The organism is Micromonospora fluostatini, assembly GCF_050410825.1.
GTDB classification, from domain to species: Bacteria; Actinomycetota; Actinomycetes; order Mycobacteriales; family Micromonosporaceae; genus Micromonospora; species Micromonospora rosaria.
This window is the reverse complement of the sequence record NZ_CP191251.1, coordinates 2,352,601-2,376,906: the sequence shown is the minus strand read 5'-3', so window position 1 is coordinate 2,376,906 and position 24,306 is coordinate 2,352,601. Positions and strand designations below refer to the sequence as shown.

14 protein-coding genes are annotated in these 24,306 nt (G+C 73.7%); 5 read left to right on the top strand and 9 right to left on the bottom strand.

Annotated features, from left to right (window positions below):
• Nucleotides 1-129: 129 nt before the first annotated feature.
• From ACQUFX_RS10195 to ACQUFX_RS10175, 5 genes are all read right to left on the bottom strand, one after another.
• Nucleotides 130-4,140 (bottom strand): SGNH/GDSL hydrolase family protein, encoded by a 4,011-nt coding sequence (locus tag ACQUFX_RS10195; RefSeq protein WP_428965756.1) that lies wholly within the window; start codon nucleotides 4,138-4,140, stop codon nucleotides 130-132.
• A 94-nt stretch (nucleotides 4,141-4,234) separates the two neighbouring features.
• The gene (locus ACQUFX_RS10190) at nucleotides 4,235-4,714 is read right to left on the bottom strand and encodes a hypothetical protein (protein ID WP_428965755.1); all 480 of its coding nucleotides are present in this window, start codon (nucleotides 4,712-4,714) and stop codon (nucleotides 4,235-4,237) included.
• 162 nt (nucleotides 4,715-4,876) lie between these two features.
• Nucleotides 4,877-7,255, bottom strand: a complete 2,379-nt coding sequence (locus tag ACQUFX_RS10185) for a tetratricopeptide repeat protein (protein WP_428965754.1) — start codon at nucleotides 7,253-7,255, stop codon at nucleotides 4,877-4,879.
• A gap of 294 nt (nucleotides 7,256-7,549) precedes the next feature.
• A complete protein-coding gene (locus ACQUFX_RS10180; protein WP_428965753.1) occupies nucleotides 7,550-8,314 on the bottom strand; it encodes an ABC transporter permease in 765 nt (254 codons plus the stop codon).
• Complete coding sequence (locus tag ACQUFX_RS10175; protein ID WP_428965752.1) at nucleotides 8,311-9,042, bottom strand: ABC transporter ATP-binding protein; 732 nt, start codon at nucleotides 9,040-9,042, stop codon at nucleotides 8,311-8,313. Before ACQUFX_RS10175 ends, ACQUFX_RS10180 begins: the two co-directional genes overlap by 4 nt.
• Nucleotides 9,043-9,154: 112 nt before the next feature.
• On the opposite strand from ACQUFX_RS10175, the gene ACQUFX_RS10170 reads away from it, so the two are divergent.
• The 3 genes from ACQUFX_RS10170 (at nucleotide 9,155) to ACQUFX_RS10160 (ending at nucleotide 13,893) form a co-directional block, all read left to right on the top strand.
• Entirely contained in the window at nucleotides 9,155-10,261 is a 1,107-nt protein-coding gene (locus ACQUFX_RS10170; RefSeq protein ID WP_428965751.1) for a sensor histidine kinase, read from the top strand.
• Entirely contained in the window at nucleotides 10,258-10,902 is a 645-nt protein-coding gene (locus ACQUFX_RS10165) for a response regulator (RefSeq protein WP_428965750.1), read from the top strand. Before ACQUFX_RS10170 ends, ACQUFX_RS10165 begins: the two co-directional genes overlap by 4 nt.
• Nucleotides 10,903-11,154: 252 nt before the next feature.
• Nucleotides 11,155-13,893 carry a beta-L-arabinofuranosidase domain-containing protein gene (locus ACQUFX_RS10160; protein ID WP_428965749.1) on the top strand — a complete coding sequence of 913 codons (2,739 nt, stop codon included), beginning with the start codon at nucleotides 11,155-11,157 and terminating at the stop codon, nucleotides 13,891-13,893.
• Nucleotides 13,894-13,906: 13 nt separating this feature from the next.
• On the opposite strand, the gene ACQUFX_RS10155 is transcribed toward ACQUFX_RS10160, so the two are convergent.
• Nucleotides 13,907-14,929 carry a LacI family DNA-binding transcriptional regulator gene (locus ACQUFX_RS10155; RefSeq protein WP_428965748.1) on the bottom strand — a complete coding sequence of 341 codons (1,023 nt, stop codon included), beginning with the start codon at nucleotides 14,927-14,929 and terminating at the stop codon, nucleotides 13,907-13,909.
• Nucleotides 14,930-15,162: 233 nt separating this feature from the next.
• Between ACQUFX_RS10155 and ACQUFX_RS10150 the strand changes: the two genes are divergently transcribed.
• Nucleotides 15,163-15,546: an L-rhamnose mutarotase gene (locus ACQUFX_RS10150; protein ID WP_428965747.1), complete on the top strand. Its 384-nt coding sequence runs from the start codon at nucleotides 15,163-15,165 to the stop codon at nucleotides 15,544-15,546.
• Nucleotides 15,547-15,792: 246 nt separating this feature from the next.
• A complete protein-coding gene (locus tag ACQUFX_RS10145; protein ID WP_428965746.1) occupies nucleotides 15,793-21,252 on the top strand; it encodes an ATP-binding protein in 5,460 nt (1,819 codons plus the stop codon).
• A gap of 169 nt (nucleotides 21,253-21,421) precedes the next feature.
• Here the strand turns inward: ACQUFX_RS10145 and ACQUFX_RS10140 are convergent, their stop codons facing one another.
• The 3 genes from ACQUFX_RS10140 to ACQUFX_RS10130 form a co-directional block, all read right to left on the bottom strand.
• Complete coding sequence (locus ACQUFX_RS10140; RefSeq protein WP_428965745.1) at nucleotides 21,422-21,811, bottom strand: hypothetical protein; 390 nt, start codon at nucleotides 21,809-21,811, stop codon at nucleotides 21,422-21,424.
• 276 nt (nucleotides 21,812-22,087) lie between these two features.
• The gene (locus ACQUFX_RS10135) at nucleotides 22,088-22,930 is read right to left on the bottom strand and encodes a class I SAM-dependent methyltransferase (protein WP_428965744.1); all 843 of its coding nucleotides are present in this window, start codon (nucleotides 22,928-22,930) and stop codon (nucleotides 22,088-22,090) included.
• Nucleotides 22,931-23,044: 114 nt separating this feature from the next.
• Complete coding sequence (locus ACQUFX_RS10130) at nucleotides 23,045-24,295, bottom strand: family 16 glycosylhydrolase (protein WP_428965743.1); 1,251 nt, start codon at nucleotides 24,293-24,295, stop codon at nucleotides 23,045-23,047.
• Between the last annotated feature and the right edge of the window lie 11 nt (nucleotides 24,296-24,306).

Sequence of the window (24,306 nt, the reverse complement as noted above, 5' to 3'; positions counted from 1 at the left end):
TCGGGACGTAACGGGATGAACAGCCGATTTCAGGGGCCCGGTGTGACGCGGATCGCGCCGCCGGGCACCGGGCGGCCACCCCCGGCCGGCGGGCGCCCGGCGTCGCGGCCCGGGCGCCCGCCGGGCGGCTCACCAGCGGTAGCCGACCTCGCTCATCCGGCGTTGCACCACCCGGGCGTAGGCGTCGTTGCCCGCCCGGTTGGGGTGCAGGGTCTCCATGCCCACCGGCTGCCGCGGGTGCCCGTCGTCGTCCCCGAAGAGGTCACCCGCGACGACGCCGTGCAGGTACTGCTCCGACCCGCCACAGATGCCGTGCCCGGTGTACTCGCCCCGGGCGTCCATGCCGTGCACGCCGCGCGCGGGATCCGACGGCACCGCGGAGCCGGTTATCAGGTCGGACAGCTCGTTGAGGAACTCCGTCTCGCCCTCGGTGAAGCCGAACGAGACGCCGTACTGACCGAAGTACCGGCACGGGGTGTCGAACAGGCGCGGGTAGCCCATGACGAAGATGCGCGCCGCCGGGGCCCGCAGCCGGATCTGCTCGACCACCTTCTGGACCGACGCCCGGACGGCACCGGTGATCAGGTCCTGCTGCCGGTCACGCAGCGGCTCGTCGTCGCCGGCCATCACGTAGCCCGGCGCGCCGCACTCCCACCCGGTGGCGCAGGAGAGGCCCACCTGGGCGAACCGGGCGTCGTTGCCGCCGATCGAGAGCAGCACGGCGGTCGTGTTCGCGGTCAGCGACCCCTGGTCGAGCTGGCTGACCTCGCCGTACTGGCCCTCGGCCGGCGAGCCCTGCCAGCGGCCGTCGGGCAGCAGGCTCGGGCTGAGCAGGTTCACCGTCCGCGCGCCGCTGCACGCCAGGAACTGCGCGTCGAGGTCGGGATGGTGCTGCGCGGACAGGGTGCCGATGCTGGCCGGCGCCCCCGGGATGGTGGCCCGCTGCGACCAGGCGTGCGGGCTGCGCCGGCACGAGTTGCGCCACTGCTCGTCGTCGCCGTACTGGTTGCTGACCCGGGTGTAGTCCCCGGCGCCCTCCCCGGAGGAGTACGAGTCGCCGAGCGCCACCACGAAGTGCGCGGGCTTGCGGGGCAGCGGCTGGACGGCGAGGGCGTCCCAGGCGATGTCCTGGACACCCCGGCCGTCGAGGGTGAAGTTGGTCAGCTCCACCCGTGGGGTGCCGGGGCCGGTGAAGTCGAAGACGCCCAGGCTCACCCACCGGTTCTCCTCCCACTGGGTGGGGATGGTGCGGTGCTCGGTGCCGCCGTCCGGCCGGCGGATGACGTACCGGGCCTGCCGGGTGTGTGCGCCGTGGTCGGGCAGGTGCACCCAGACCCGGGTCCACGCGTGGGTCGGGTCGATGCGCCACGTGCCGGTGACCCGCAGCGTCGGGTGTTGCTGCTGGCGGTGGGTGTGCGCGAACCAGAAGTGCCCGCCGAAGCCGGCGCCGATCTGGTGGAAGTCGACCTTTCCGGGGGTGACCACCGAGCCGTCCGGCCGGGTGTGGGTGGCGAAGTTCAGCGCGAAGGTGCCGCCCCGGGTGAAGGTCGGTGTGCAGCCCTCCGCGCCCAGCGGCACGGTGGTGGCGATGTCGTCGATGATCCGCGCGCCGGCGGGCAGGCCGCTGACCGCGCACGAGCCGTCGGCGTGGGCGGGGGTGGGATGGATGTTGTCGCCCGGCTGCGTGTACGGCCTCGGCTCGACCGAGGTGTAGGCCCGGTTCTCCGTCCCGCACCTGCCCGGACAGGACGTCCAGGTGACCGGCGCGTGCCACCAGCACCGCAGGTCGTCGCGCTGGCACGCGCCGGCCGGGGTGCCGGGGTAGTCGCCGGGTGCGTGCGGGGGCAGGTGCTCGCCGCAGTCGTTGACGGCCGGCGCGCAGAAGGTGAACCGGCCGGGCTGGGCGAGCGCCGGCGCGAGCGGGGACAGGGCCGGCCGGTACGTCGGACGGTACGACGCCGACCGGTAGTCGAAGCGGATCAGCGAGGTGTAGGCGAAGCCGATGACCCGTTCCGGGTACGACCAGTGGTTCGGGTGCTTGGCGTTGTCGTACCCGGTGTCGTCGTCGACGATCTTGCGTCCGCGGGAGTCGTACACGTCCAGCGGCTCGGTGAGGAACATCCGCCGGTCGGCGGGGTAGTCCGGGTTCGCCGGGTTGTTGGCCCAGCCCACGCCCCACGGCTGCGCCGGCTGCCCGGCGACACGCGGATAGAAGCCGGTGTTGTACGCCCAGATCGCGAACCACCAGTTCTCCAGGTACCGGGGGTCGCCGTCGTTGACGACCAGCCCGGCGTCGCGGGTGGTGTTCCACTTGTCCTGCAGGATCCGCAGCCCCGCCGCGAGGTTGGCGGCATAGTCGAGCGCCACCGCCTGCTGCTTCGGGTAGGTCCAGGCGATGCCGGCGACCGTGGTGCCCGCCTCCTGTCGCTTCATCCCCGAGGTGACCTGGGCGGCCCCGTACCCGCAGTCGGTGCGGTCCCAGTCGATGTCGTCGTAGTCGGGCTCGGCCAGGTCGAGGCCGTAGTAGCCCAGACTGATCAGCGGGTTGCCGACGGAGGCGTCGACCGCGTGCGGGCTGGCCTGCCACAGGTTCGACTCCTGGGCGAGGATGCCGAGGAAGATCTGGGCGGGCACGGTACCGCCGCCGGACAGCGCGGTGAGGGGGAACAGGCCCTGCGGCGAGTACCCGGCCATGCCGTTGTTGTTCCAGTTCGCCGGCCGCTGGAAGGTCAGCATCCCCCGGACGGCGAGGTCGGCGGCCCACTCCACCTGGGCGACCGTCGGCTGGTACACCTGCGAGGCGGGGTCGTTGCGTGGCACGGAACACGACCGGTCGGGGTCGTGGGGGACGTCCGGGTCCGCCGGGGGCCGCGCGGAGCGGGTGCCCGGCCCGCCGGAGCCGGGCGTGGTGCGCGCGGTCAGCGCCGGGGACGGCGCCCGTCCGGCGGCGGCCGGGCGCGGCACGACCGAGAAGGTCAGGCGGGCGTCGGTCGCGACCCGGCGGGAGGTGATCTCGACCGGCTCGGCCCGCCCGGGTACCGGTCGGTCCGCCGGCCGGCCGGCCGCCTCCCGGCCGGTGCTCGCCCGCGCGACGACGAGCGCGCCCGTGGTCGAGACGTCACTGTCGGGCCGCCCGTCGACGGCCCGCCAGCCCGACGGCAGGTGGCCGGCGGTGCGGCTGCCGGCCCGGCTGCCGACGACGAAGACCCGGCCCCCGGCCCCCGGTCGCAGCGCGACCTCGCCACGGGGCGCCGACCCGTGTCCGGCCACCCGGCCGGCGGCGAACCGCTTGAACTCGGTGCGCCCGCCCCGGACCACCTGGAACGCCACCGCGTCGCGGCCGTCGGCGAGCAGCCGGAACGGGGTACCGGCCAGCGTCGCCAGCGGACGCGGTCCGCCCGCCCGGTCGATCGACACGAGCTGGTCACCCCGCGCGCCGATCAGCCGGTCCCGTACCGGCAGCACCGAGGTGACCTGCCCCGGCGTGCGCCGGACCCGGACCGGGGTGGCCGGCCGGGCCGCGTCGACCGTGCCGAGCCAGGTCCGTGCCGGTCCGGTCGGCCCGGCGGGCGCCTCCAGGCGGGACAGCACCGCGTGCTCGCCGGCACCGCACCCCGGATTGTGGTACGCCAGGGAGACCCGTTCGCGCAGCTTCGTCACCGCGCCGGTGGTCAGGTCGACGACCGCGGCGAACCCGCCGCGCTGCAGCAGGGTTTCCCGGTTGGTGAACGTCCGTGGGCCGTAGACGACCACGGCCCGCCGGCCGGAGCCGGTCAGGCACGCCTGCCCGATCCACTGGTCGGTGTCGAAGCCGGGCTCGGCGAGCGTCGCCGTGGTCCGCCAGGCGTACGCCTGCGCCTCGTCGGCGACGAGCAGGTGCAGCCCGCTCGCGTCGCTCGACGTGGTGACGGCGCGGTCGGTGGAGCCGCGCCACGCCGCGCCGAGCCGCGCGTCCGGCTCGGTGACCCGGTCGGGGTACGTGGGCGGGCGTCCGCCGGCCGCACCGGCCGTGCCGGTTTCGGCCGCCGGCGCGACGGTGTCGTGCGGCGGTGCCGCCGCAGCGGCGGCCACCGGCAGGGTGGGCGGGGACAGGAGGACGGCGGCGCAGGTCAGCGCCGCCAGCAGGGCCGAGGACCGCATCGGTCACCTCTTCGGGGTAAGCGGGTCGGTGGTGACGTGCCGGTGGTGCGGTGGCGGGGCGGAACCCGGTTCCGCCCCGCCACCGGTCGTGGGGTCACTTCCAGGCGGTGCAGCCGTCCCGGTGGTAGCCGCCGTCGTCGGTGTAGGCGATGAAACAGCCGCGCACGTAGTTCCGGTACGACCACATCGCCGACCAGCGCTGGCCGGGCCTCGGGTCGGAGAACTGCGGGGAGCCGCCGGAGACCTCCAGGACGGCGCCGCAGTTGCGCCACATCGGCAGGCAGTCGCCGTCGGTGGTGCGGATCCACGCCGCGTCGCAGGCCGTGGAGCGGCGCAGCTCCATCAACGCGCCCTGCAGGAACGTGTTCGACCCGCCGTAGCGGAACGAGGCGATGGTGGTGGCGCCCGCGTCGCAGCCCTTGTCCTGGGGCAGTTGCCCGTTGCAGCTCGACTGGTAGCACCCGGCGGCGAGCGCGGGGGTGGCCGCGACGGTGGCCGAGGTCACCGCGCCCACGACGGCGAGCAGGATCGCCAGCAGCACCCGGGGCAGGCGGCCGGAGCGTGGTCGTGACATGGGTTCTCCTCACAGGGGCGGGGCGGGTCCGCCTCCGGCGGCACCGCCCGGGGCGGGTGCGGCACACCCGGTGTGGTGCCGCCCGCCCAGCCTCGACGGGCCACCGTCCGGGAGCGAGGAATCCGGCCGGTCCCGGCCGGTCCCGGACGACCGGGCCTCGGGTCAGCCGGCGGCCGGGTCCGCGCCGGCCGCCGCCTCGGCCCGGCTGCGCGTCAGCAGGTCCCGGCTGGCCCGGGTGTCCGGGTGGTCGGGACCGAGGACCTGCTCCCGCGCGGCGAGGACCCGCTCGTACAGCGCCACCGCCTCGGCGACCCGGCCCGTCGCCCGGTAACAGCCGGCGAGGTTGTGCCGGGAGGTGAGCGAGTCGGGGTGCTCGGCGCCGAGCAGCCGTACCCGGGCGTCGGCGGTCGCCTCGTGCAGGCGGATGGCATCGGCGTGCCGCCCGACGCTGGCGTACCCGCCGGCCAGGTTGTTGCGGCTCTGCAGGGTGTCCGGATGCTCGACGCCGAGGGTGGCCTCGCGTCCGGCGAGTGTGGACTCGTACAGCGCGAGCGCCTCGTCGTGCCGGCCGGCGGCCCGGTAGCAGCCGGCGAGGTTGTTCTGGGACTGGAGCGTGTCGGGGTGCGCCGGGCCGAACACCCGTCGCCGCACCCGCAGGGTGCGCTCGCTGAGCGCGATCGCCTCGCTCAGCCGGCCCACCTCCCGGTACCCGATCGCGACGTTGCTGGCGTTGCTGAGGGTGTCCGGATGCTCCGGCCCGAGGGTCCGTCGGCGGGCGGCGAGGGTCTGCTCGCCGAGGACGATCGCCTCCTGGTACCGGCCGGCGGACCAGGACGCCCCCGCGAGCCCGTACCGGGCGGTGACCGTGTCGGGGTGCTCGGGCCCGAGGTGCCGCTCCCGCAGCGCGTGGGCCAGGGTGAACAGCCGTACGGCGGGGGAGTGCTGGCCCTGGCCGCGCCGGTACACGGCACACCGTTCGAACACCGTGGCGGCCCGCAGGTCGAGGGCGGCGGTCCGGGGTGGCCGCGGGCCGGTCTCCGCCCCGGCGGTGTCGTCGCCCGGCGGCGCGAAGCACGTCGCGACGGCGTCGACGTGGGCCGCCAGCCGGTTCCACAGCGGCCAGGAGGCGAGGTCGGTCTCGGGTTCCCCGGCCGGAGCGGCCCGGTGGAGCAGGTCGACGACGAGCGTCAGCGGACCGCAGTCCCGGTGGGTGGCCCGGATGACGGTCTGCACGAGCCGGTGCACGCTGATCGTGTCGCCCTGCCGGTTGACCATGCTGTAGGAGGCGGCCAGCACGACGGCGTCCTCGACGTCCATCGGGTGCCGACCCGGCACCGCCAGCAGGGCCAGGTCGACCCGGTCGGGGGCGAGGTAGGCCAGCGTGTCCAGCAGCCGCACGGCCAGCGGGTCCTTCTCCCGGATCGCGTCGATGGTGACGCCCCAGGTGCGCACCACCGGGTGGTCGGCGCCCGGGGCCGCCCCGCTGGCGAGGATCCGGCGGGGTTGCGCGGCCAGCCGCCGACGGTACTCGACGATCCCGACGTGGGGCCGCTCCCGCAGGTAGGCGGCCGCCTGGCGCAACGCCAGGGGCAGGTCACCGACGTCGGCGGCCAACGCCTCGGCCTGCGCCGGGTCGTCGTCGCGGCCCGAGCGGGCGCGGAGCAACCCGATGCTGTCCCGCCGGCTCAGCGGCCGCAGGCGCAGCGGCGCGAGCCCCAACTCGGCCCAGTCGACGTCGCGCTGGCTGGTGGCGATCACCCGTCCCGTGCCGAGCCGGGCGAGCAGCGACGTGACCTCGGCGGGATCGGTCACGTTGTCCAGCACCAGCAGCCACCCACGGTGCGCCGCGAGCCACCGTACGGCCAGGTCGGCCGCGTCGGTCAGGCTGCTGCCCCGGCGGTCGGGCAGGCCCACCGCCGGGCCGAGCGCGGCGAGGTCGGCGGTCAGGTTGGCCGGGGTGTCCGCCCTGATCCACCAGACGACCGGGTGCTGCCGCCGGTACCGGTGCGCGTACTGGAGCGCCAACTCGCTCTTGCCGATGCCACCGAGACCGTGGACGGCCTGCCCGATCACGATGCCGGGGTGCTCGTCGAGCTGACCGGCCAGGCTCCGCAACTCGTCGTCGCGGCCGAGGAAGGCGGGCGCGGGCCGGCGGGGCAGGTTCGACACGACCACACCCGCCCCGGCCGCCGGGGCGGGTGGCGACGGCGGGCCGCCGCTGCGCGCCGGCTGCCGGGGCGCGCCCCGGGCGTCCAGTGCCCGGCGCAACGCCTGCCAGTCGGCGCGCCACCGGTCGGCGTCGAGCAGCGCCGGATCGAGCCGGTGTCCGTGCCGCGCGGCGTACCGCCCGCAGGCGCCGACGAAGGCGATCACGAAGTCCAGGGACGGCTTGCTCCGCGCGTTGAGGACGTCGCTGATGGTCGACGTCTTCAGCTCCCCGTGCAGGCGGGCCAGCCGTCCGTACGACGGTGCGCCGGCGGCGATGCGCAGCGCGCCGAGCCGGTCGGCGAAGGGCCGGAGCGCGGCGGGGGGTTCGGCCACCACCTCATCATCACCCGGCGGCCCGTCGGGCGCGGTTCTCGCCCGGATGTCGGATGACCGTCACCGTCCCCGGGGCGCCCCGGGGGACGGGCCCGTCCGGTCCTCGGTGGCCGGACGGACCCGTGCGCGGGCACCACCGGGCTGGTCGGGTTCGCCTGGGACCAGGCGGCCGTTCGAGGTGCTGGTCGGCGGCTACCCGGCCGAGTTGACCGACTACCGCGACGGGGTGACCCGGCGGCTGCCGCTGCCGCACCCGCATCCCCCGTCGGGTGCGGCCGGGGTCGCCGACGGAGGTCAGTTCCAGCGGAAGAAGACCGTGGCCACGACCGTGCCGACGACCGCCGTGACCACCAGGCCGACCAGGTTCGAGGCGTCGACGGACGCCCCGACCCAGGCGGCGGAGAGCGCCTCGACCGTCGCGCCGAACGGCAGCCACGAGCCGACCTGCGCCACCGGGTCCGGCAGGGCGTTGGTGCTGCCGAACATCCCACCGACGGCCCCGAGCGCGAAGAAGCCGATCAGTCCGATCGCGACGGCGGAGTTCGGGGTGGGCGCCACCGAGGCGACGACCATGCCCAGTCCGTACATCGCGGCGACCGCGAGCGCGCCCACGCCGAGCGCGACGCCCACGTCGACCGGCGGCTTCGCCCCGAAGGCGAGGACGGCGACGGCGAAGGCCACGCCGATGCCGAGGACCGCCTGCACCAGGCTCACCGCCAGCTGCGCCACGAGCACCATCGCCGGTGAGGCCGGGGTGACCGCCAGCCGGCGCAACACCCCGGTCCGGCGGTAGTACGCCAGGAAGCTCGGCATGTTGATGATGCCGATCGAGGCGAGGACGATCGTGAAGACCAGCGGCAGCACGAAGACGTCCAGCGCCGAGCGCCCGTTGCCGACCTGCTGGTCGCCGGCCGCCGAGGCGTTCATGATCATGATCAGGAGCGGCAGGCCGATCGGTACGACCAGGCCGGCCGTGTCCCGGACGACCATCTTCGCCTCGCATCGCGCCAGGGTCAGCCAGGCGGCGGGTCCGGGCCGCCGTGCGGTCACCTCGGTCATGCCACGTCCTCCCTCGTGAGTTCCTTGCCGGTGAGGGCGACGAAGGCCTCCTCCAGGGTCGTGGCGCCGGCGTGGGCGACCAGCCCGGCCGGGGTGTCCAGGGCGACGATCCGCCCGGCGTCGATGAGGGCGACCCGGTCGCAGAGGTGTTCCACCTCGTCCATCGCGTGGCTGACCAGCAGCACCGTCTCGTCGCGGAGCGCCTCGACGCCGGCCCAGATCCGCCGTCGGGCGCGCGGGTCGAGCCCGGTGGTGAGTTCGTCGAGGATCACCACGCGCGGGCGGCCGACCAGGGCCAGGGCGATGGAGAGCCGCTGCTGTTGACCGCCGGACAGCTTCTCGAAGCGCGTGCGGGCCTGCTTGCCCAGGTCCACCAGGTCGAGCAGTTCGGCGGCGGGCCGGGGGCGGGGATAGAAGCTGCGGTACAGGTCGACGAGTTCGGCGACGGTCAGGGCGGCGTGCAGGTGGGCGTGCTGCAACTGCACGCCGAGTACCTGGCGCAGGGCCGCGCGGTCCCGACGCGGGTCGAGCCCGAGCACCCGGACCCGCCCCCGGTCCGGGGTGCGCAGGCCGGCGATCAACTCGACCGTCGTCGTCTTCCCGGCGCCGTTGGCGCCGAGGATGCCCAGCACCTCACCGGGCTCCACCCGGAGACTGACATCGTCGACCGCGACGACCTCGCCGTACCGTTTGTGCAGGTTCTCGGCATGGATAGCGGGCTGACTCATGCCGTCGATGCTGCGGGACGCCCCCGTCCCGGCGCCTGTGCCACAGGTCAGGACCGCGAGGCATGACTTTCGGCACCCCTGGCCCCGGTGCCCCGCTCGCTAGATTGGACCGGTGCGACGAATCGGACTCGACGAGTGGTCGGGCCTCGCCATGCTCGTCGTCTGCCTGGGTACGGCGTCACCGGTCATGCTGGGCCTCGTCGACCCGGACGTGCCGACCCTGGTGTGGGTCGGGCTGTTCCTGACGACGCTGGTGACGGTGCTCGTCGCCGCCGTGGACACGATCTCCGCGACCCTCCGGCGGGTGGCCTACGGTGCCGCCGTGGTCGCCGGTTGGGGCGTCGTGGTGACCGCCCCGCAGGCCGGCCTGCTGCCGGTGCTCCTGGTCGTGGTCGCCTCGATCGGGCCGGAGGTCGTCCGGCTACCGACCAACTTCGTGGTGATCGCGCTGAACACCGCCGTCATCGCGCTGGCCCTCGGTCGGGTCAACGGCGGCGGGTTCGAGCTCGTCATGGTCACGGCCTTCTACGCGCTGATCCAGCTCTCGACGGTGTTCAGCCTGGCCGCCATCCGGCGGGAGAAGCACCTGCGTCGCCAGCTCGCCCGGACCCACGTCGACCTGCAGGCGGCGACCGTGCTGCTGGCCGGGGCGGCGCGCACGGCGGAACGCCTGCGCATCTCCCGTGAGCTGCACGACCTCATCGGCCACCAGCTCACCGTCCTCACCCTGGAGCTGGAGGCCGCCCGGCACCGCCCGGGCGACACGGCGCTCGGACACGTCGAGCGGGCCAACCGGGTCGCCCGCGACGTGCTCGCGGACGTGCGCACCACGGTCGGCGCGCTGCGCGTCGGTCCGGCCACCGACCTCGCCGAGGCGTTGCGCGCGATCGGCCGTGACGTCCCGGGGCTGGACGTCTCGGTGGAGGTGAGCGAGGAGGTCGAGGCGGACGAGGAGCAGACCGCCGCGCTGGTGCGGACGGTGCAGGAGATCGTCACCAACACGCTGCGGCACGCCGGGGCCCGCGAGCTGTGGATCGCCGTCACGCGCGACGGCGACACGATCCGGCTGACCGCCGCCGACGACGGGCAGGGCGCCGCCGAGGTGGTGCCGGGCAACGGGCTGCGGGGGATCGCGGAACGGCTGGCGGCCCTCGGCGGGGAGGTCGCGTACGACGGCCGGTCGGGTTTCCGGGTACGTGCCCGGGTGCCGGTCCGATGACCCGGGTGGTGGTGGTCGACGACCAGACGCTGGTCCGGCAGGGCATCCGCAGCCTGCTCGACATGGCGGGCATCACGGTCGTGGGGGAGGCCGACGACGGCGCGGCGGCGCTGGACGTGATCGTCGAGGTCCGTCCCGACGTGGTCCTGCTCGACCTGCGCATGCCGCACCGGGACGGCATCTGGACGTTGCAGCAGCTCCGCGACCGCGCGGTGGAGGTGCCGGTGCTCGTCCTCACCACCTTCGACGACGACGCCCTCGTCCTGGACGCGCTGCGCGCCGGGGCCCGGGGTTACCTGCTCAAGGACGTCACGCTGGAGCAGTTGACCCGGGCGGTCGAGACCCTGGCGGCGGGCGGGACGCTGATCGCCGCGTCGGTCACCGACCGGCTGGTGCGCGCCATCCGCTCCGCGCCGTGGCCGGTCGGTGTCGACAGCCCGCCGCCGCAGGAGCTGACCGAGCGTGAGCTGGAGGTGCTGCGCCTGGTCGCCGGGGGGTACACCAACCGGGAGATCGCCGGGCTCCTGTTCCTCGCCGAGGGCACGGTCAAGAACCACGTGTCGACGATCCTGCTGAAGCTCGGGGCCCGGGACCGTACCAACGCGGTGCTGCGGGCCCTGCACGAGGGCATCCTGCGCTGAGGTCGACCGGGTCGCCGGCCCCGTCCGCCGTCCCCGTCGGGACCAGGGCCGACCCGCGCCCCCCCGAGGCTGCGCGGCCGGCCGCCACGAGGCGTCGCTATTGACTCCGGCCTATGTTTCGTCATAGGTTTCTAACACTCTCGAAATGTGAGCGCTAACATTCACGGATGCCCAGGTGGTGACCCTGCATCGTCGTGCCCATGTGCGCGCTCGTCATGCTCCGGAACCCTGCCCGTCCGTCAAGGAGGTACCGTGTCGCCTGGATCCCTCAGCCGACGGCGTCTGCTGCAGGCCGCCGGTGTCACCGCCGTCGCCGCAGCCGCCGGTCCGATCGTCGGCGCGGCGCCAGCGAGCGCCGCGCTGCCACCCGCCCGACCCGACCTCGGCGTCGGCGCCTACCCGTTCGATCTCGGCCAGGTCCGGCTGACCGCCAGCCGGTGGCTGGACAACCAGACCCGTACCGTCACCTACCTGCGGTTCGTCAACGTCGACCGGCTGCTGTACAACTTCCGCGCCAACCACCGGCTCTCCACCAACGGCGCGGCGGCCAACGGCGGCTGGGACGCCCCGACGTTCCCGTTCCGCACCCACATGCAGGGCCACTTCCTGACCGCCTGGGCCCAGGCGTGGGCGGTGCTCGGCGACACCACCTGCCGGGACAAGGCCAACCAGATGGTGGCCGAACTGGCCAGATGCCAGGCCAACAACGCCGCCGCCGGCTTCAGCGCGGGCTACCTCTCCGGGTTCCCGGAGTCCGACTTCACCGCCGTCGAGCAGCGCACCCTGACCAACGGCAACGTGCCGTACTACTGCATCGACAAGACCCTCGCCGGGCTGCTCGACGTGTGGCGGCACATCGGCAACACCCAGGCCCGCGACGTCCTGCTCGCGCTCGCCGGCTGGGTCGACTGGCGCACCGGCCGGCTGACCACCGCCCAGATGCAGGCCATGCTGGCCACCGAGTTCGGCGGCATGAACGCGGTGCTGACCGACATCTACCAGCAGACCGGTGACGCCCGCTGGCTCCGGACCGCCCAACGGTTCGACCACGCCGCCGTGTTCGACCCGCTCGCCGCCAACCAGGACCGGCTCGCCGGACTGCACGCCAACACCCAGGTGCCCAAGTGGATCGGCGCGGCCCGGGAGTTCAAGGCCACCGGCACCACCCGGTACCGGGACATCGCCAGCAACGCCTGGGCCATGACCGTCGACGCCCACACGTACGTCATCGGCGGCAACAGCCAGGGCGAGCACTTCCGGGCCCCCCACGCGATCGCCGGGTACCTGTCGAACGACGCCTGCGAGGCCTGCAACACCTACAACATGCTCAAGCTCACCCGGGAGCTGTGGCTGCTGGAGCCCGGCCGGACCGCCTACGTCGACTACTACGAGCGGGCGCTGCTCAACCACCTCGTCGGCCAGCAGAACCCGGCCGACAACCACGGTCACGTCACCTACTTCACGCCGCTGAACCCGGGCAGTCGCCGGGGGGTGGGCCCGGCCTGGGGCGGGGGCACCTGGAGCACCGACTACAACTCCTTCTGGTGCTGCCAGGGCACCGGCATCGAGACCAACACCAAGCTGATGGACTCCATCTACTTCCACAACGGCAGCACCCTGACGGTGAACCTGTTCCTGCCCTCGGTGCTCACCTGGTCCCAACGCGGCATCACCGTCACGCAGACCACCAGCTACCCGGTCAGCGACCTGACCACCCTCACCGTCACCGGCGCGGTCGGCGGGACCTGGACGATGCGGATCCGGATCCCGGCCTGGACGAGTGGCGCCAGCGTCAGCGTCAACGGCACCACCCAGAACATCGCCACCACGCCGGGCAGCTACGCCAGCCTCACCCGGGCCTGGACCTCCGGGGACGTCGTCACCGTCCGGCTGCCGATGCGGGTCGCCACACAGGCCGCCAACGACAACCCAGCCGTCGTGGCGGTCACCTACGGCCCGGTGGTCCTGTCCGGCAACTACGGCAACACCACGCTGAGCGGCCTGCCCACCCTGGACCCCGCCTCGGTCACCCGGACCAGCGCCACCACGCTCGGCTTCACCGCCGTCGCCAACGGCTCCACCGTCAACCTCGGCCCCTTCTACGACGCCCACGGGCACAACTACACGGTGTACTGGCGCAGCGGTCCCGGTAGCGGCGACGGCGCCGGCTTCCGCCTGGTGAACGCGGCCAGCGGGCTCGTCCTCGGCGTCCAGGACATGTCCACCGCCGACGGCGGGCTCGCGTTGCAGTGGAACGACACCGGCACCGCCGACCACCGGTGGGAACTCGTGGTCGACGGCACCGCCGTACGACTGCGCAACCGGCACAGCGGCAAGGTGCTGGGGGTCGAGAACATGTCCACCGCGGACAACGCGCGGGTCCTGCAGTGGTCCGACAACGGTACCGCCGACCACCGCTGGACGATCGTCGACGTCGGGGACGGCTCCCACAAGCTCCGCAACGTCCACACCGGCAAGCTGCTGGCCATCGCCGGGGGCTCCACCGCCGTCGGTGCCCTGGCCGTGCAGGACCCGGACAACGGCAGCCCGGACAACCAGTGGCGGTTCGTGCCCCACGGCGCCCGCCGGATCCAGAACCTGGCCAGCGGGCTGGTGCTCGGTGTGCGGGACATGTCCACCGCCGACGGCGGGCTGGTCGTCCAGTGGGGCGACACCGGCACCGCCGACCACCTCTGGACGGCGGTCGTGGACACCGGCGGCTACCTGCGCCTGCGCAACTCCCACAGCGGCAAGGTGCTCGGCGTCGAGGGCGGCGCCAACGCCAACGGCGCCCGGGTGGTGCAGTGGTCCGACACCGGGGCCACCGACCACCGGTGGCGGCTGCGCCACGGTGCCAACGGGTACTTCCGCATCCAGTGCGCCAACGGCGGCCGGGTCCTCGGTGTCACCGGCGCCTCCACCGCCAGCGGCGCCCAGATCCTGCTCTGGGACGACAACGGCACCAGCGACCACCTCTGGCGTTTCGTCTAGGACCGGGGGCGCGTCAGGGGCGGCGGCGGTCGCTGGAGCGGCGGACGACGAGTTCGGGCTGGAAGACCACGTGCCGGTGCCGGTGCTCCGCGCCGGCGGTGCTCTCCTCCAGCAGTAGCTGGGCGGCCGTGCGGCCCAGCAACTCCCGGGGTTGGCGCACCGACGACAGCGGGACCGCCGCCGCCCCGGCGAACTCGATGTCGTCGTACCCGACGATCGCCATGTCGTCGGGCACCGGTACCCCGCGTTCGGTCAACTGCTGGAGCACGCCGAGGGCGATCAGGTCGTTGGCGCAGAAGACCGCGGTGGGTTGCTGTCGGGCGGGCAGGGCCAACAGGTCCTCGGCGGCCCGCCGCCCGGCGGCCACCGTCAGGGTGTTCGTGGTGGCGACCCGCAGCGGCGTGTCGGGGTGCCGCTCGGCCAGCGCCGCCGCCGCGCCGGCGTGCCGGTCGGCCACCTGGGGGATGGTGAGCGGGCCGCCGAGGTAGGCGACCCGCCGGTGCCCCCGGTCGAGGAGGTGCTCCATGGCGAGCCGGCCGCCGAGCACGTCGTCGACGGCCACCGAGCAGCGGCTGGCCCGGCCGGATCCCCGGTCGACGAGCACCACCGGGATGCCGCGTTCGTGGAGGCGTTCGAGCCCGGGGTGCCGTCCGTGACCGACCGGCGTGATGAGCACCCCCCGGACCCGCTGCTCCTCCAGCAGGTCCAGGTGGCGACGTTCCCGCGCGCCGTCCTCGCCGCTGTTGCAGACGACGAGCATGGCGCCGGCCTCCTCGACCACCTGCTCGGCGCCGCGGACCACGTCGGTGAAGAAGGGGTTGGCCACGTCGAGCACGACGATGGCGATGGTGCGGCTCTGGCCGGCGCGCAGTTGCCGGGCGGAGTCGTTGCGGACGTAGCCGAGCGCGGCGATGGCGTCGAGCACCCGTTGGCGGGTCGCCGGCGCCACGGTGTTCGGCCGGTTGAGCACGTTGCTGACGGTGCCGAGGGAGACGCCCGCGTGCCGGGCCACCTCCTTGATGCTGGTCGCTGCCATGGCTCCTCGCCGGTGGGTCCTGACGTCCCGACGGCGGGGGCCGAGGTGGGGGAGGGGCCGGGCCGGGATGGTCGAAGTGTATAGCCCGTAAAACGTTTCATCCGTCCGGCGTCCGCAGTGCGGGTTCTCGGGCGTGCCGGGGGCGTCGGGGTGGCGGCCGGGGTCCGGCCCCGGAGCCGGGTGACCTTCTTGACGTCTGCGCAGGCTGCCCCTAGCGTCCGGAGCGACGATGCGTGAAACGATTCAGGGAGTTGGTGGCGACGATGTCCCGCATCTGCTTCACCCTGCAGGTCGACCCGGCCCGGCTCGACGAGTACCGTGCCCGGCACCAGCGGGTCTGGCCGGAGATGCTCGCCGCGCTGGCCGCGAGCGGGTGGCACGACTACTCGTTGTTCCTGCGGGAGGACGGCCTGCTGGTGGGATTCCTGACCACCGACGACTTCGCGGCGGCGCGGGCCGCCATGCAGGACCACGAGGTGAACGCCCGATGGCAGGCGGAGATGGCCCCGTTCTTCCTCGACCTCGACGGCGCGGCCGCTGACCGCGCCATGCGGCCCCTGGACGAGGTCTTCAACCTGGCGGCGCAACTCGGCGCCGGGGCGGGTGATCCGATCTGACCTGACCCGCCGCCGGTACCATCCTCGTGCGTCGCGCGGTCCCCGGCATCCGGTCAATCCGGGGCACACCTGATCTGGTCGGGCGCGACTCGCCAAAGACTCTTGGTTGGTTCCCACAACGGGGGCGGTGGATTGTGCGCTGTCTGCGACATGGCGCTACCCGTCGGTAGTAAGGGAGGCTGTCTACTGCCGGGGGTCGCAGAGTCGCGGCGCGTACAACGTCGGTCTATGGGAGGGTACGGTCGGGTGTTCAGTCGTGTCGCCATCGTCAACCGTGGTGAGGCCGCGATGCGGCTCATCCACGCCGTCCGGGAGCTGGCCGCGGAGACCGGCACCCGGATCGAGACCGTCGCCCTGCACACCGACGTCGACCGCGCGGCCACCTTCGTCCGCGAGGCGGACCTGTCGTACGACCTCGGACCGGCCGCCGCGCGTCCGTACCTCGACCTGAAGACGCTGGAACGCGCCCTGGTGGAGACCCGGGCCGACGCCGCGTGGGTCGGCTGGGGCTTCGTCGCGGAGGACCCGGCGTTCGCGGAGCTGTGCGAGCGGGTCGGGGTCACCTTCGTCGGCCCGAGCCCGGACGCCATGCGCAAGCTCGGCGACAAGATCGGCGCGAAGCTGATCGCCGAGGAGGTCGGCGTGCCGGTCGCGCCCTGGAGCCGGGGCGCGGTCGACACCCTGGACGCGGCGCTGGCGGCGGCGACCGAGATCGGCTACCCGTTGATGCTCAAGGCGACCGCGGGCGGTGGCGGGCGCGGCATCCGCGTGATCACCAACGCGGCCGAGCTGGCGGACGCCTACGAGCGCACCATCCAGGAGGCCGCGCGGGCCTTCGGCAGCGGCGTCGTGTTCCTGGAGCGGCTGGTCACCGGGGCCCGGCACGTCGAGGTCCAGGTGATCGCCGACGGCCAGGGCACCGCCTGGGCGCTCGGCGTCCGGGACTGCTCGGTGCAGCGGCGCAACCAGAAGATCATCGAGGAGTCGGCGTCGCCGGTGCTCGGCCCGGAGCAGGTCGCCGAGCTCAAGGCGTCGGCCGAACGCCTGGCCGTCGCGGTCGGGTACCGGGGAGCGGCGACCGTCGAGTTCCTCTACCACCCCGGCGACCGGCTGTTCGCCTTCCTCGAGGTGAACACCCGCCTGCAGGTCGAGCATCCGATCACCGAGTTGACCACCGGGTTCGACCTGGTCAAGGCGCAACTGCACGTGGCCTCCGGCGGGCGTCTCGACGGCCGGCCGCCGGTGGAGCGCGGACACGCCGTGGAGGCCCGGCTCAACGCCGAGGACCCCGACCGCGACTTCGCGCCCTCCCCGGGCCGGATCGCCCGGCTGGACCTGCCCGCCGGGCCGGGCATCCGGGTGGACACCGGTGTCAGCGAGGGCGACACCATCCCCGGCGACTTCGACTCCATGATCGCGAAGATCATCGCCTACGGCCGGGACCGGCACGAGGCGCTCGGGCGGCTCCGGCGGGCGATGGCGGAGACCACGGTGATCATCGACGGGGGTGCGACGAACAAGAGCTTCGTGCTCGACCTGCTCGACCAGCCCGAGGTGATCGACGCCAGCGCGGACACCGGCTGGATCGACCGGGTCCGGGGCGAGGGCCGACTGGTCTCGCACCGGCACTCCGCCGTCGCGCTGGCCGCCGCCGCCATCGAGGCGTACGAGGAGGAGGAGCGCGTCGAGCGGCAGCGGCTGCTCTCCACGGCGTTCGGCGGCCGTCCGCAGGTGCAGCACTCCAGCGGCCGGCCGCTGGACCTCAAGCTGCGGGGGATCGGTTACCGGGTACGCGTCGCCCGGATCGGCGCGCACCGGTTCCGGGTCGGCGTCGAGGTCGGCGGCGACGTCCGTACCGCCGACGTCGAGCTGGACCGCTTCGACAAGCACACCGGGCAGATCGTCGTCAACGGCACCCGGTACCGCCTGCTCACCGGTACGCACGGCCCGGTGCACCTGGTCGAGGTGGACGGCGTGACGCACCGGGTCAGCCGGGACGAGGGCGGCGTGATCCGCTCCTCCATGCCCGCGCTGGTCGTCGCCACGCCGCTGGAGGTCGGCGCCGAGGTCGAGGCGGGCGCGCCGGTGCTGGTGCTGGAGAGCATGAAGATGGAGACGGTGCTGCGGGCGCCGTTCAAGGCGCGGCTCAAGGAATGCGTCGTGTCGGTGGGCAGCCAGGTGGAGACCGGCGCGCCGCTGCTGCGGCTGGAGCCGCTCGCCGACGACGCCACCGAGGACACCTCCGCCACCGGGTCCGTGGAGTTGGACCTGCCCGCCGCGCCGGGGGACGCCCCCGCGCGGTCCCGCACCCGGCGGGGTCAGGAGGACCTGCGCAGCCTGCTGCTGGGCTTCGACGTCGACCCGCACGACGACCGGCGGGTGCTCGACGACTACCTCGTCGCCCGGCAGGTCGCCACCGCGCAGGGCTACCGGCCGCTGGCCGGGGAGATCGACCTCATCGACATGTTCGCCGACCTCGCCGAACTGAGCCGGAACCGGCCCACCGGCGAGGACGGCGGCGACGGCAGCCACGTGCACAGCGCCCGCGAGTACTTCCACACCTACCTGCAGAGCCTCGACGTCGAGCGGGCCGGCCTGCCGGAGACGTTCCAGGCCAAGCTCGCCAAGGCGCTCGGGCACTACGGCGTCACCGAGCTGGACCGCAGCCCCGACCTGGAAGCCGCGGTGTTCCGGATCTTCCTCGCCCTGCAGCGCGCGTCCGCCGACGCCGCCGTCGTCGCGACGTTGCTGCGCGCGTGGCTGCGGGAGGCCCCGCCGGACGAGACGCTGCGGGAGCCCGCCGGCCTGGCGCTGGAGCGGCTGGTGGCCGCGACGCAGGTCCGGTTCCCGGTGGTCTCGGACCTCGCCCGTGGCGTGGTGTTCGCCTGGTTCGGCCAGCCGCTGCTGCGCCGCAACCGGGCCCGCGTCTACGCCGCCGTCCGCCGGCACCTGCGGCACCTGGACGCGCACCCGGACGCCCCGGACCGCGCCGAGCGGATCGCCGAGATGGTCCGCAGCACCGAGCCGCTGGTGCGGCTGCTCGGCCAGCGGCTGGGCCGCGCGGACCTGGACAACGTGGTCATGCTGGAGGTGCTGACCCGGCGGTACTACGGCAACAAGGGGCTCACCGCCGTGCGGACCCGCGAGGTCGCCGGCTGCACCTTCGTGGTCGCCGAGCGGGCTGACTCGTCCGTGGTCTCCTGCGCGGTGGGCTTCGACGCGCTGGGCAGCGCGCTGCGCGGCCTCGCGGACCTGGCCGACGGCGAGGCCGCCATCGACGCGGACATCTACCTCGCCTGGGAGAACCAGCCGGCGGACTCCGAGGCGATGGCCACCGCGCTGCACGAGGTCGTCAGCGCGCACCCGCTGCCGCACCCGGTCCGCCGGCTCACCGTCGCCGTCGCGGGTCGCAGCGGCGCGGTGATGCACCACCACTTCACGTTCCGCCCGTCCACCACCGGGATGACCGAGGAACGGCTGATCCGTGGCCTGCACCCGTACATCGCGCAGCGGATGCAGTTGGAGCGGCTGAGCAAGTTCGACCTCACCCGGCTGCCGTCGGCGGACGAGGAGGTCTACCTGTTCCAGTGCGTGGCGCGGGAGAACCCGTCGGACGACCGGCTCGTCGCCTTCGCGCAGGTCCGTGACCTGACCGCGCTGCGCGAGCACGACGGCCGCCTGGTCGCCCTCCCGACCGCCGAGGACACCCTCGCCACCTGCCTCGACTCGATCCGCCGGGCGCAGGCGCGGCGACCGTCGAAGAAGCGGTTCACCACCAACCGGATCGTGCTCTACGTCTGGCCGCCGAGCGACCTCACCCGGGCCGAGCTGGAGACGATCGCCGCCCGGGTGCTGCCGACGACGGCGGGCGCCGGGCTGGAGGAGATCCTGTTCATCGCGCGCCAGCGCGACCCGGAGACCGGCGAGCTGACCAAGATCGCCGTACGGATCTCGATCGACGCGGCCGGTGGCACCGACCTGACCGTCGGGGAGCCGTCGGACGAGCCGATCGAGCCGCTGGACGACTACCGGCAGAAGGTGCTGCGGGCGAGCAGCCGCAACACCGTCTACCCGTATGAGCTGACCACCGCGCTCGGCGACTTCGTCGAGCACGACCTCGACGACACCCACACGCTGGTACCGGTCGACCGGCCGAGGGGCCGCAACCGGGCGGCGATCGTGGCGGGCGTGCTCAGCACGCCGACCCCACGTCACCCGGAGGGCGTCACCCGGGTCGTCCTGCTCGGCGACCCGACGAAGTCGCTCGGCGCGCTCTCCGAGCCGGAGTGCCGTCGGGTGGTCGCCGCCCTGGACCTGGCCGAGCGGATGCGGGTGCCGCTGGAGTGGTGGGCGCTGTCCGCCGGCGCCCGGATCTCCATGGAGTCGGGTACGGAGAACATGGACTGGGTGGCCGCGGCGCTCAAGCGGATCGTCGAGTTCACCCAGGCCGGCGGCGAGATCAACATCGTGGTCGCGGGCATCACCGTCGGGGCGCAGCCGTACTGGAACGCCGAGGCGACGATGCTCATGCACACCCGGGGCATCCTGGTGATGACGCCGGACTCGGCGATGGTGCTCACCGGCAAGCAGTCGCTCGACTTCTCCGGTGGCGTCTCCGCCGAGGACAACTTCGGCATCGGCGGCTACGACCGGGTGATGGGCCCGAACGGCCAGGCGCAGTACTGGGCGCCGAACCTGACCGCCGCCCGGGACGTGCTGATGTCCTACTACAACCACACCTACGTCGCACCCGGCGAGGCGTCCCCGCGACGGGTGCCGACCACCGACCCCGTCGACCGGGACGTCTCCGACTTCCCGCACGTCGTGGCGGGCAGCGACTTCACCACCGTCGGCGAGATCTTCTCCGCCACGGCCAACCCGGACCGCAAGAAGCCGTTCGACATCCGGACGGTGATGCGGGCGCTGTCCGACCAGGACCACCCGGTCCTGGAACGGTGGGCGGGGATGGCCGACGCGGAGACCGTCTCCGTGCAGGACGTGCACCTCGGCGGCACGCCGGTGTGCCTGATCGGCATCGAGTCCCGGGCGGTGCCCCGGCGGGGCTTCCCGCCCACCGACGGCCCGGACACCTACACCGCGGGCACCCTCTTCCCGCAGTCGTCGAAGAAGGCCGCGCGGGCGATCAACGCGGCCAGCGGCAACCGGCCGCTGGTGGTGCTGGCGAACCTGTCCGGCTTCGACGGCTCGCCCGAGTCGATGCGCAAGCTGCAACTGGAGTACGGCGCCGAGATCGGTCGCGCCATCGTGAACTTCCGTGGGCCCATCGTGTTCTGCGTGATCTCGCGGTACCACGGCGGCGCGTTCGTGGTGTTCTCCAAGGCGCTGAACCCGAACATGACGGTGCTGGCGCTGGAGGGCTCGTTCGCCTCGGTGCTCGGTGGCGCCCCCGCCGCCGCGGTGGTGTTCTCCGGTGACGTCAACGCCCGGACCGCGGCCGACCCGCGCGTACGGGATCTGGAGGCCCGGGTGGCGGCGGCCACCGGCGCCGACCGCGCCGCGCTGACCGCTGAGCTCGACGAACTGCGCCTGTCGGTGCGCGCGGAGAAGCTCGGCGAGGTGGCCACGGAGTTCGACCGGGTGCACAACATCCACCGCGCGGTGGAGGTCGGCTCCGTCGACGCCGTCATCCGCGCCGCGGAACTGCGGCCCCGGATCATCGAGGCCATCGAGTCCCGGCTGGGCTGACGGCGGTCGCTGCGGATCGGCGGTCGCCGGAGGGGACGGGTTCCCCTCCGGCGACCCCTGTCGCGTAGCGGACCGACGCTGGCCGTCGTCGGCGGTGGCCCCGACACTCGTGCTGCACCATGATGACCCGGGCTCGCCGGGGCCGCCCGACCGCCGCCGGGCGGCCGGGTCAGCCGGTGAACGAGACCAGGAAGCCCAGCCCCAGGCCGCCGAGTGTGATCAGGTAGCCGACGCCGATGAAGATCGCGCGCCGGTGGCGCAGGGGGAACGGGATGAAGCCGGCCAGCGCGACGAGCACCCCCAGCGCGGCGCCGCCCACCGGGGCGGTGAGCACCACCAGTTGACCGAGGGTGCCGCAGATCAGCGGTTCGTCGACGACGTTGCCGGTGCCGCAGCCGGCGGCGGCCATCGGCAGGAACATCCCGACCAGGACGACGAGCACGGCGAGCGCGGCGAGCACGACCACGGCGACGATCGCGCCGACCGTGGCCGCCGTACCGCCGCGGCGCTGGTCCGCTCGCGGGGCTGTCAGGCCCCGCGGACCGGTCGTGCCTACCATGCTGCCCTCCGGTCGCCCGATCCTCCGCCCCGCCGTGGTGAGCGGGGCTCACCACGTGGGCCGACGAGCCGGCCGCCTTCCCGCCGGCCCCGTGGACACCGGGCGCGGACCCGAGCGTAGAGGGCGCGGACCCCGGGCGGCATGGCCGAGCAGGTGGCACTCCCCACCGGATCGGTGTGGCCCGGGGTGTCCGTGTCGCCGAGTGCGCCCCGGTCGGGGTGCTTCCCGGCGGCGGCCGGGGCGTGGCCGGTGTCGCGGGCGGTCCTGAGTGCCCTGTCAGCCCCTCGGGTCGGGTCGAGGGGACTGCCGTACCGCGGTGACGGCCACGGTGGTGTAGCGCACCGTCAGGCTGCCGCCCCGCGCGTCGACGGCCGCGCCGACCTCCGCCAGGACCTGCGCCACCGCCTCCGGCGCGAGGGCGGTGAACTGGCCGTGGGTGGCGAGCATCTCCAGCAACTCGTCGCGGGTGTAGGGCTGGTCCCAGTCGACGTGCCACTGTGTCGGCTCACCGAATCCGCCCGCCGCGCGGATCCCCTCGGCGGCGCCGGTGAACAACGGCTGGTAGGCGGCCAGGCCCTGCCGGTCCGCGTGGAAGGTCAACGGCGCGTCGGGGGCCACCCGCTGGTACGCGGCGGCGAGGGTGGCCGCCACGGCCGGCGGGAGCTGGAACACGTGCCAGAAGGGCGCGAGCAGCCCGCCGGGGCGGAGGACCTCGCCGGCCTTGGCCGCACCGGCGGCCGGGTCGACCCAGTGCCAGGCCGTCCCGGCGACGACCGCGTCGAAGGTACGCCCGGCGGGTGCCCAGCTCTCGACGGTCGCCGTCTCGACCTCGACCCCGCCACGGCGGGCGACGTCGGCCATCCGTGGGTCGGGCTCGACACCGAGGACCGTGCAGCCGGCCGCCTGGAACTGGCGGGCCGCGATGCCGGTGCCGCAGCCGACGTCCACGAACTCGGGCCCGGGGCTGGCGGCGCGGATCCGCTCCACCAGGGCGTCGGGGTAGCGGGGCCGGGTCCGGTCGTAGCGCGCCGCGTCGACGCCGAAGGACTCCGCGAGGTCCCGGACCTGATGGACCTCGGGCCGGGAAACGCCTGCGTGCTCCGGCGATACCGTGATCATCCGCCCACTATAGGGTGACGTATGGCCACGGAGTGTGGCGAACCGCCGGCCGGTGCGGGAGAGCGGGTGCCGGGCCGGCCCCGGTGGTGGCGGCCGGCCCGGACGGAGCGACGGTCAGTAGCGGGACCACTTCTGGCTCGCGTGGCCCGTGCAGTCCCACAGGTGGAGCTTGCCGCCGTTGCCGGTGGCCCGGTCCCGGACGTCGACGCACCGGTTGGCACTGATGTTCACCAGGTCACCGGCGGGGGAGAGGGTGAAGCGCTGCACCGGGTTACCGTTGCAGGTGACGAGGTTGACCTCGGTGCCGTTGGCGGTGCCGGCCCAGGCCGGGTCCATGCACTTGCCCATCGCCCGGACCGTGCCGTCGGAGGCGAACGTCCACTGCTGCGCGGCGGTGGTGTTGCAGTCCCAGATCTGCAGCTTCGCGCCGTCGACCGGGTTGGCGCTGGGGATGTCGACGCACCGGCCGCTGTGGGCCTGCCGCAGCCGGGTGGTGCCGGTGTTGCCGCCGGGCACGTAGCTGGACACCCGGACGTAGTCCACCAGCATCTGCTGCGGGAACTGGGTGGAGGCGTCGGGGTAGCCCGGCCAGTTCCCGCCGACGGCCACGTTCAGGATCATGAAGAACGGGTGGTCGAAGACCCAGCGGTTGCCGCCGAGCCGGCTCGGGTCGACCCGGAAGAACTCCACGCCGTCGAGGAACCAGATGATCGAGTTCGGCTCCCAGTCCACCCGGTAGGTGTGGAAGCCGTCGGCGAGCGGCGCGCCGACGGTCCGGCTGCCGGTGATGCCGCCGCCGCCCGAGTAGCCGGGGCCGTGGATGGTGCCGTGCACGGTGGTGGGCTCCCGGCCGATGTTCTCCATGATGTCGATCTCGCCGGAGTTGGGCCAGCCGACGCTGCCGATGTCGTTGCCGAGCATCCAGAAGGCCGGCCAGATGCCCTGTCCCCGGGGAATCTTGATGCGCGCCTCGAAGCGCCCGTACGTCTGGGTGAAGGTCTGGGCGGTCAACAGCCGCGCCGAGGTGTACTCGCACCGGCCGTAGTGGCACTGGTAGTTGTTCGGGTTCTCCCGGCGCGCCGTGATGACGAGGTTGCCCTGCCCGTCGTGCACGGCGTTGCTGGTGCTGTTGGTGTAGTACTGCCGCTCGTTGTTGCCCCAGCCGCCACCGCCGATGTCGAACCGCCACTTGCTCTGGTCGACGGGCGTGCCGGCGGGTGCGTTGAACTCGTCCTGCCAGGTGATGCCGCCGATCGCCGCCTGGGCGGGCTCGGCCTGGCCGGGGCCGACGAGGGTGAGGGTGAGGGTGGTCAGTGCGGCCGTGGCCAGGGCGAGCGCCCGGCGGACCGGTGTTGTTCCGTGCACGGGGTTCTCCT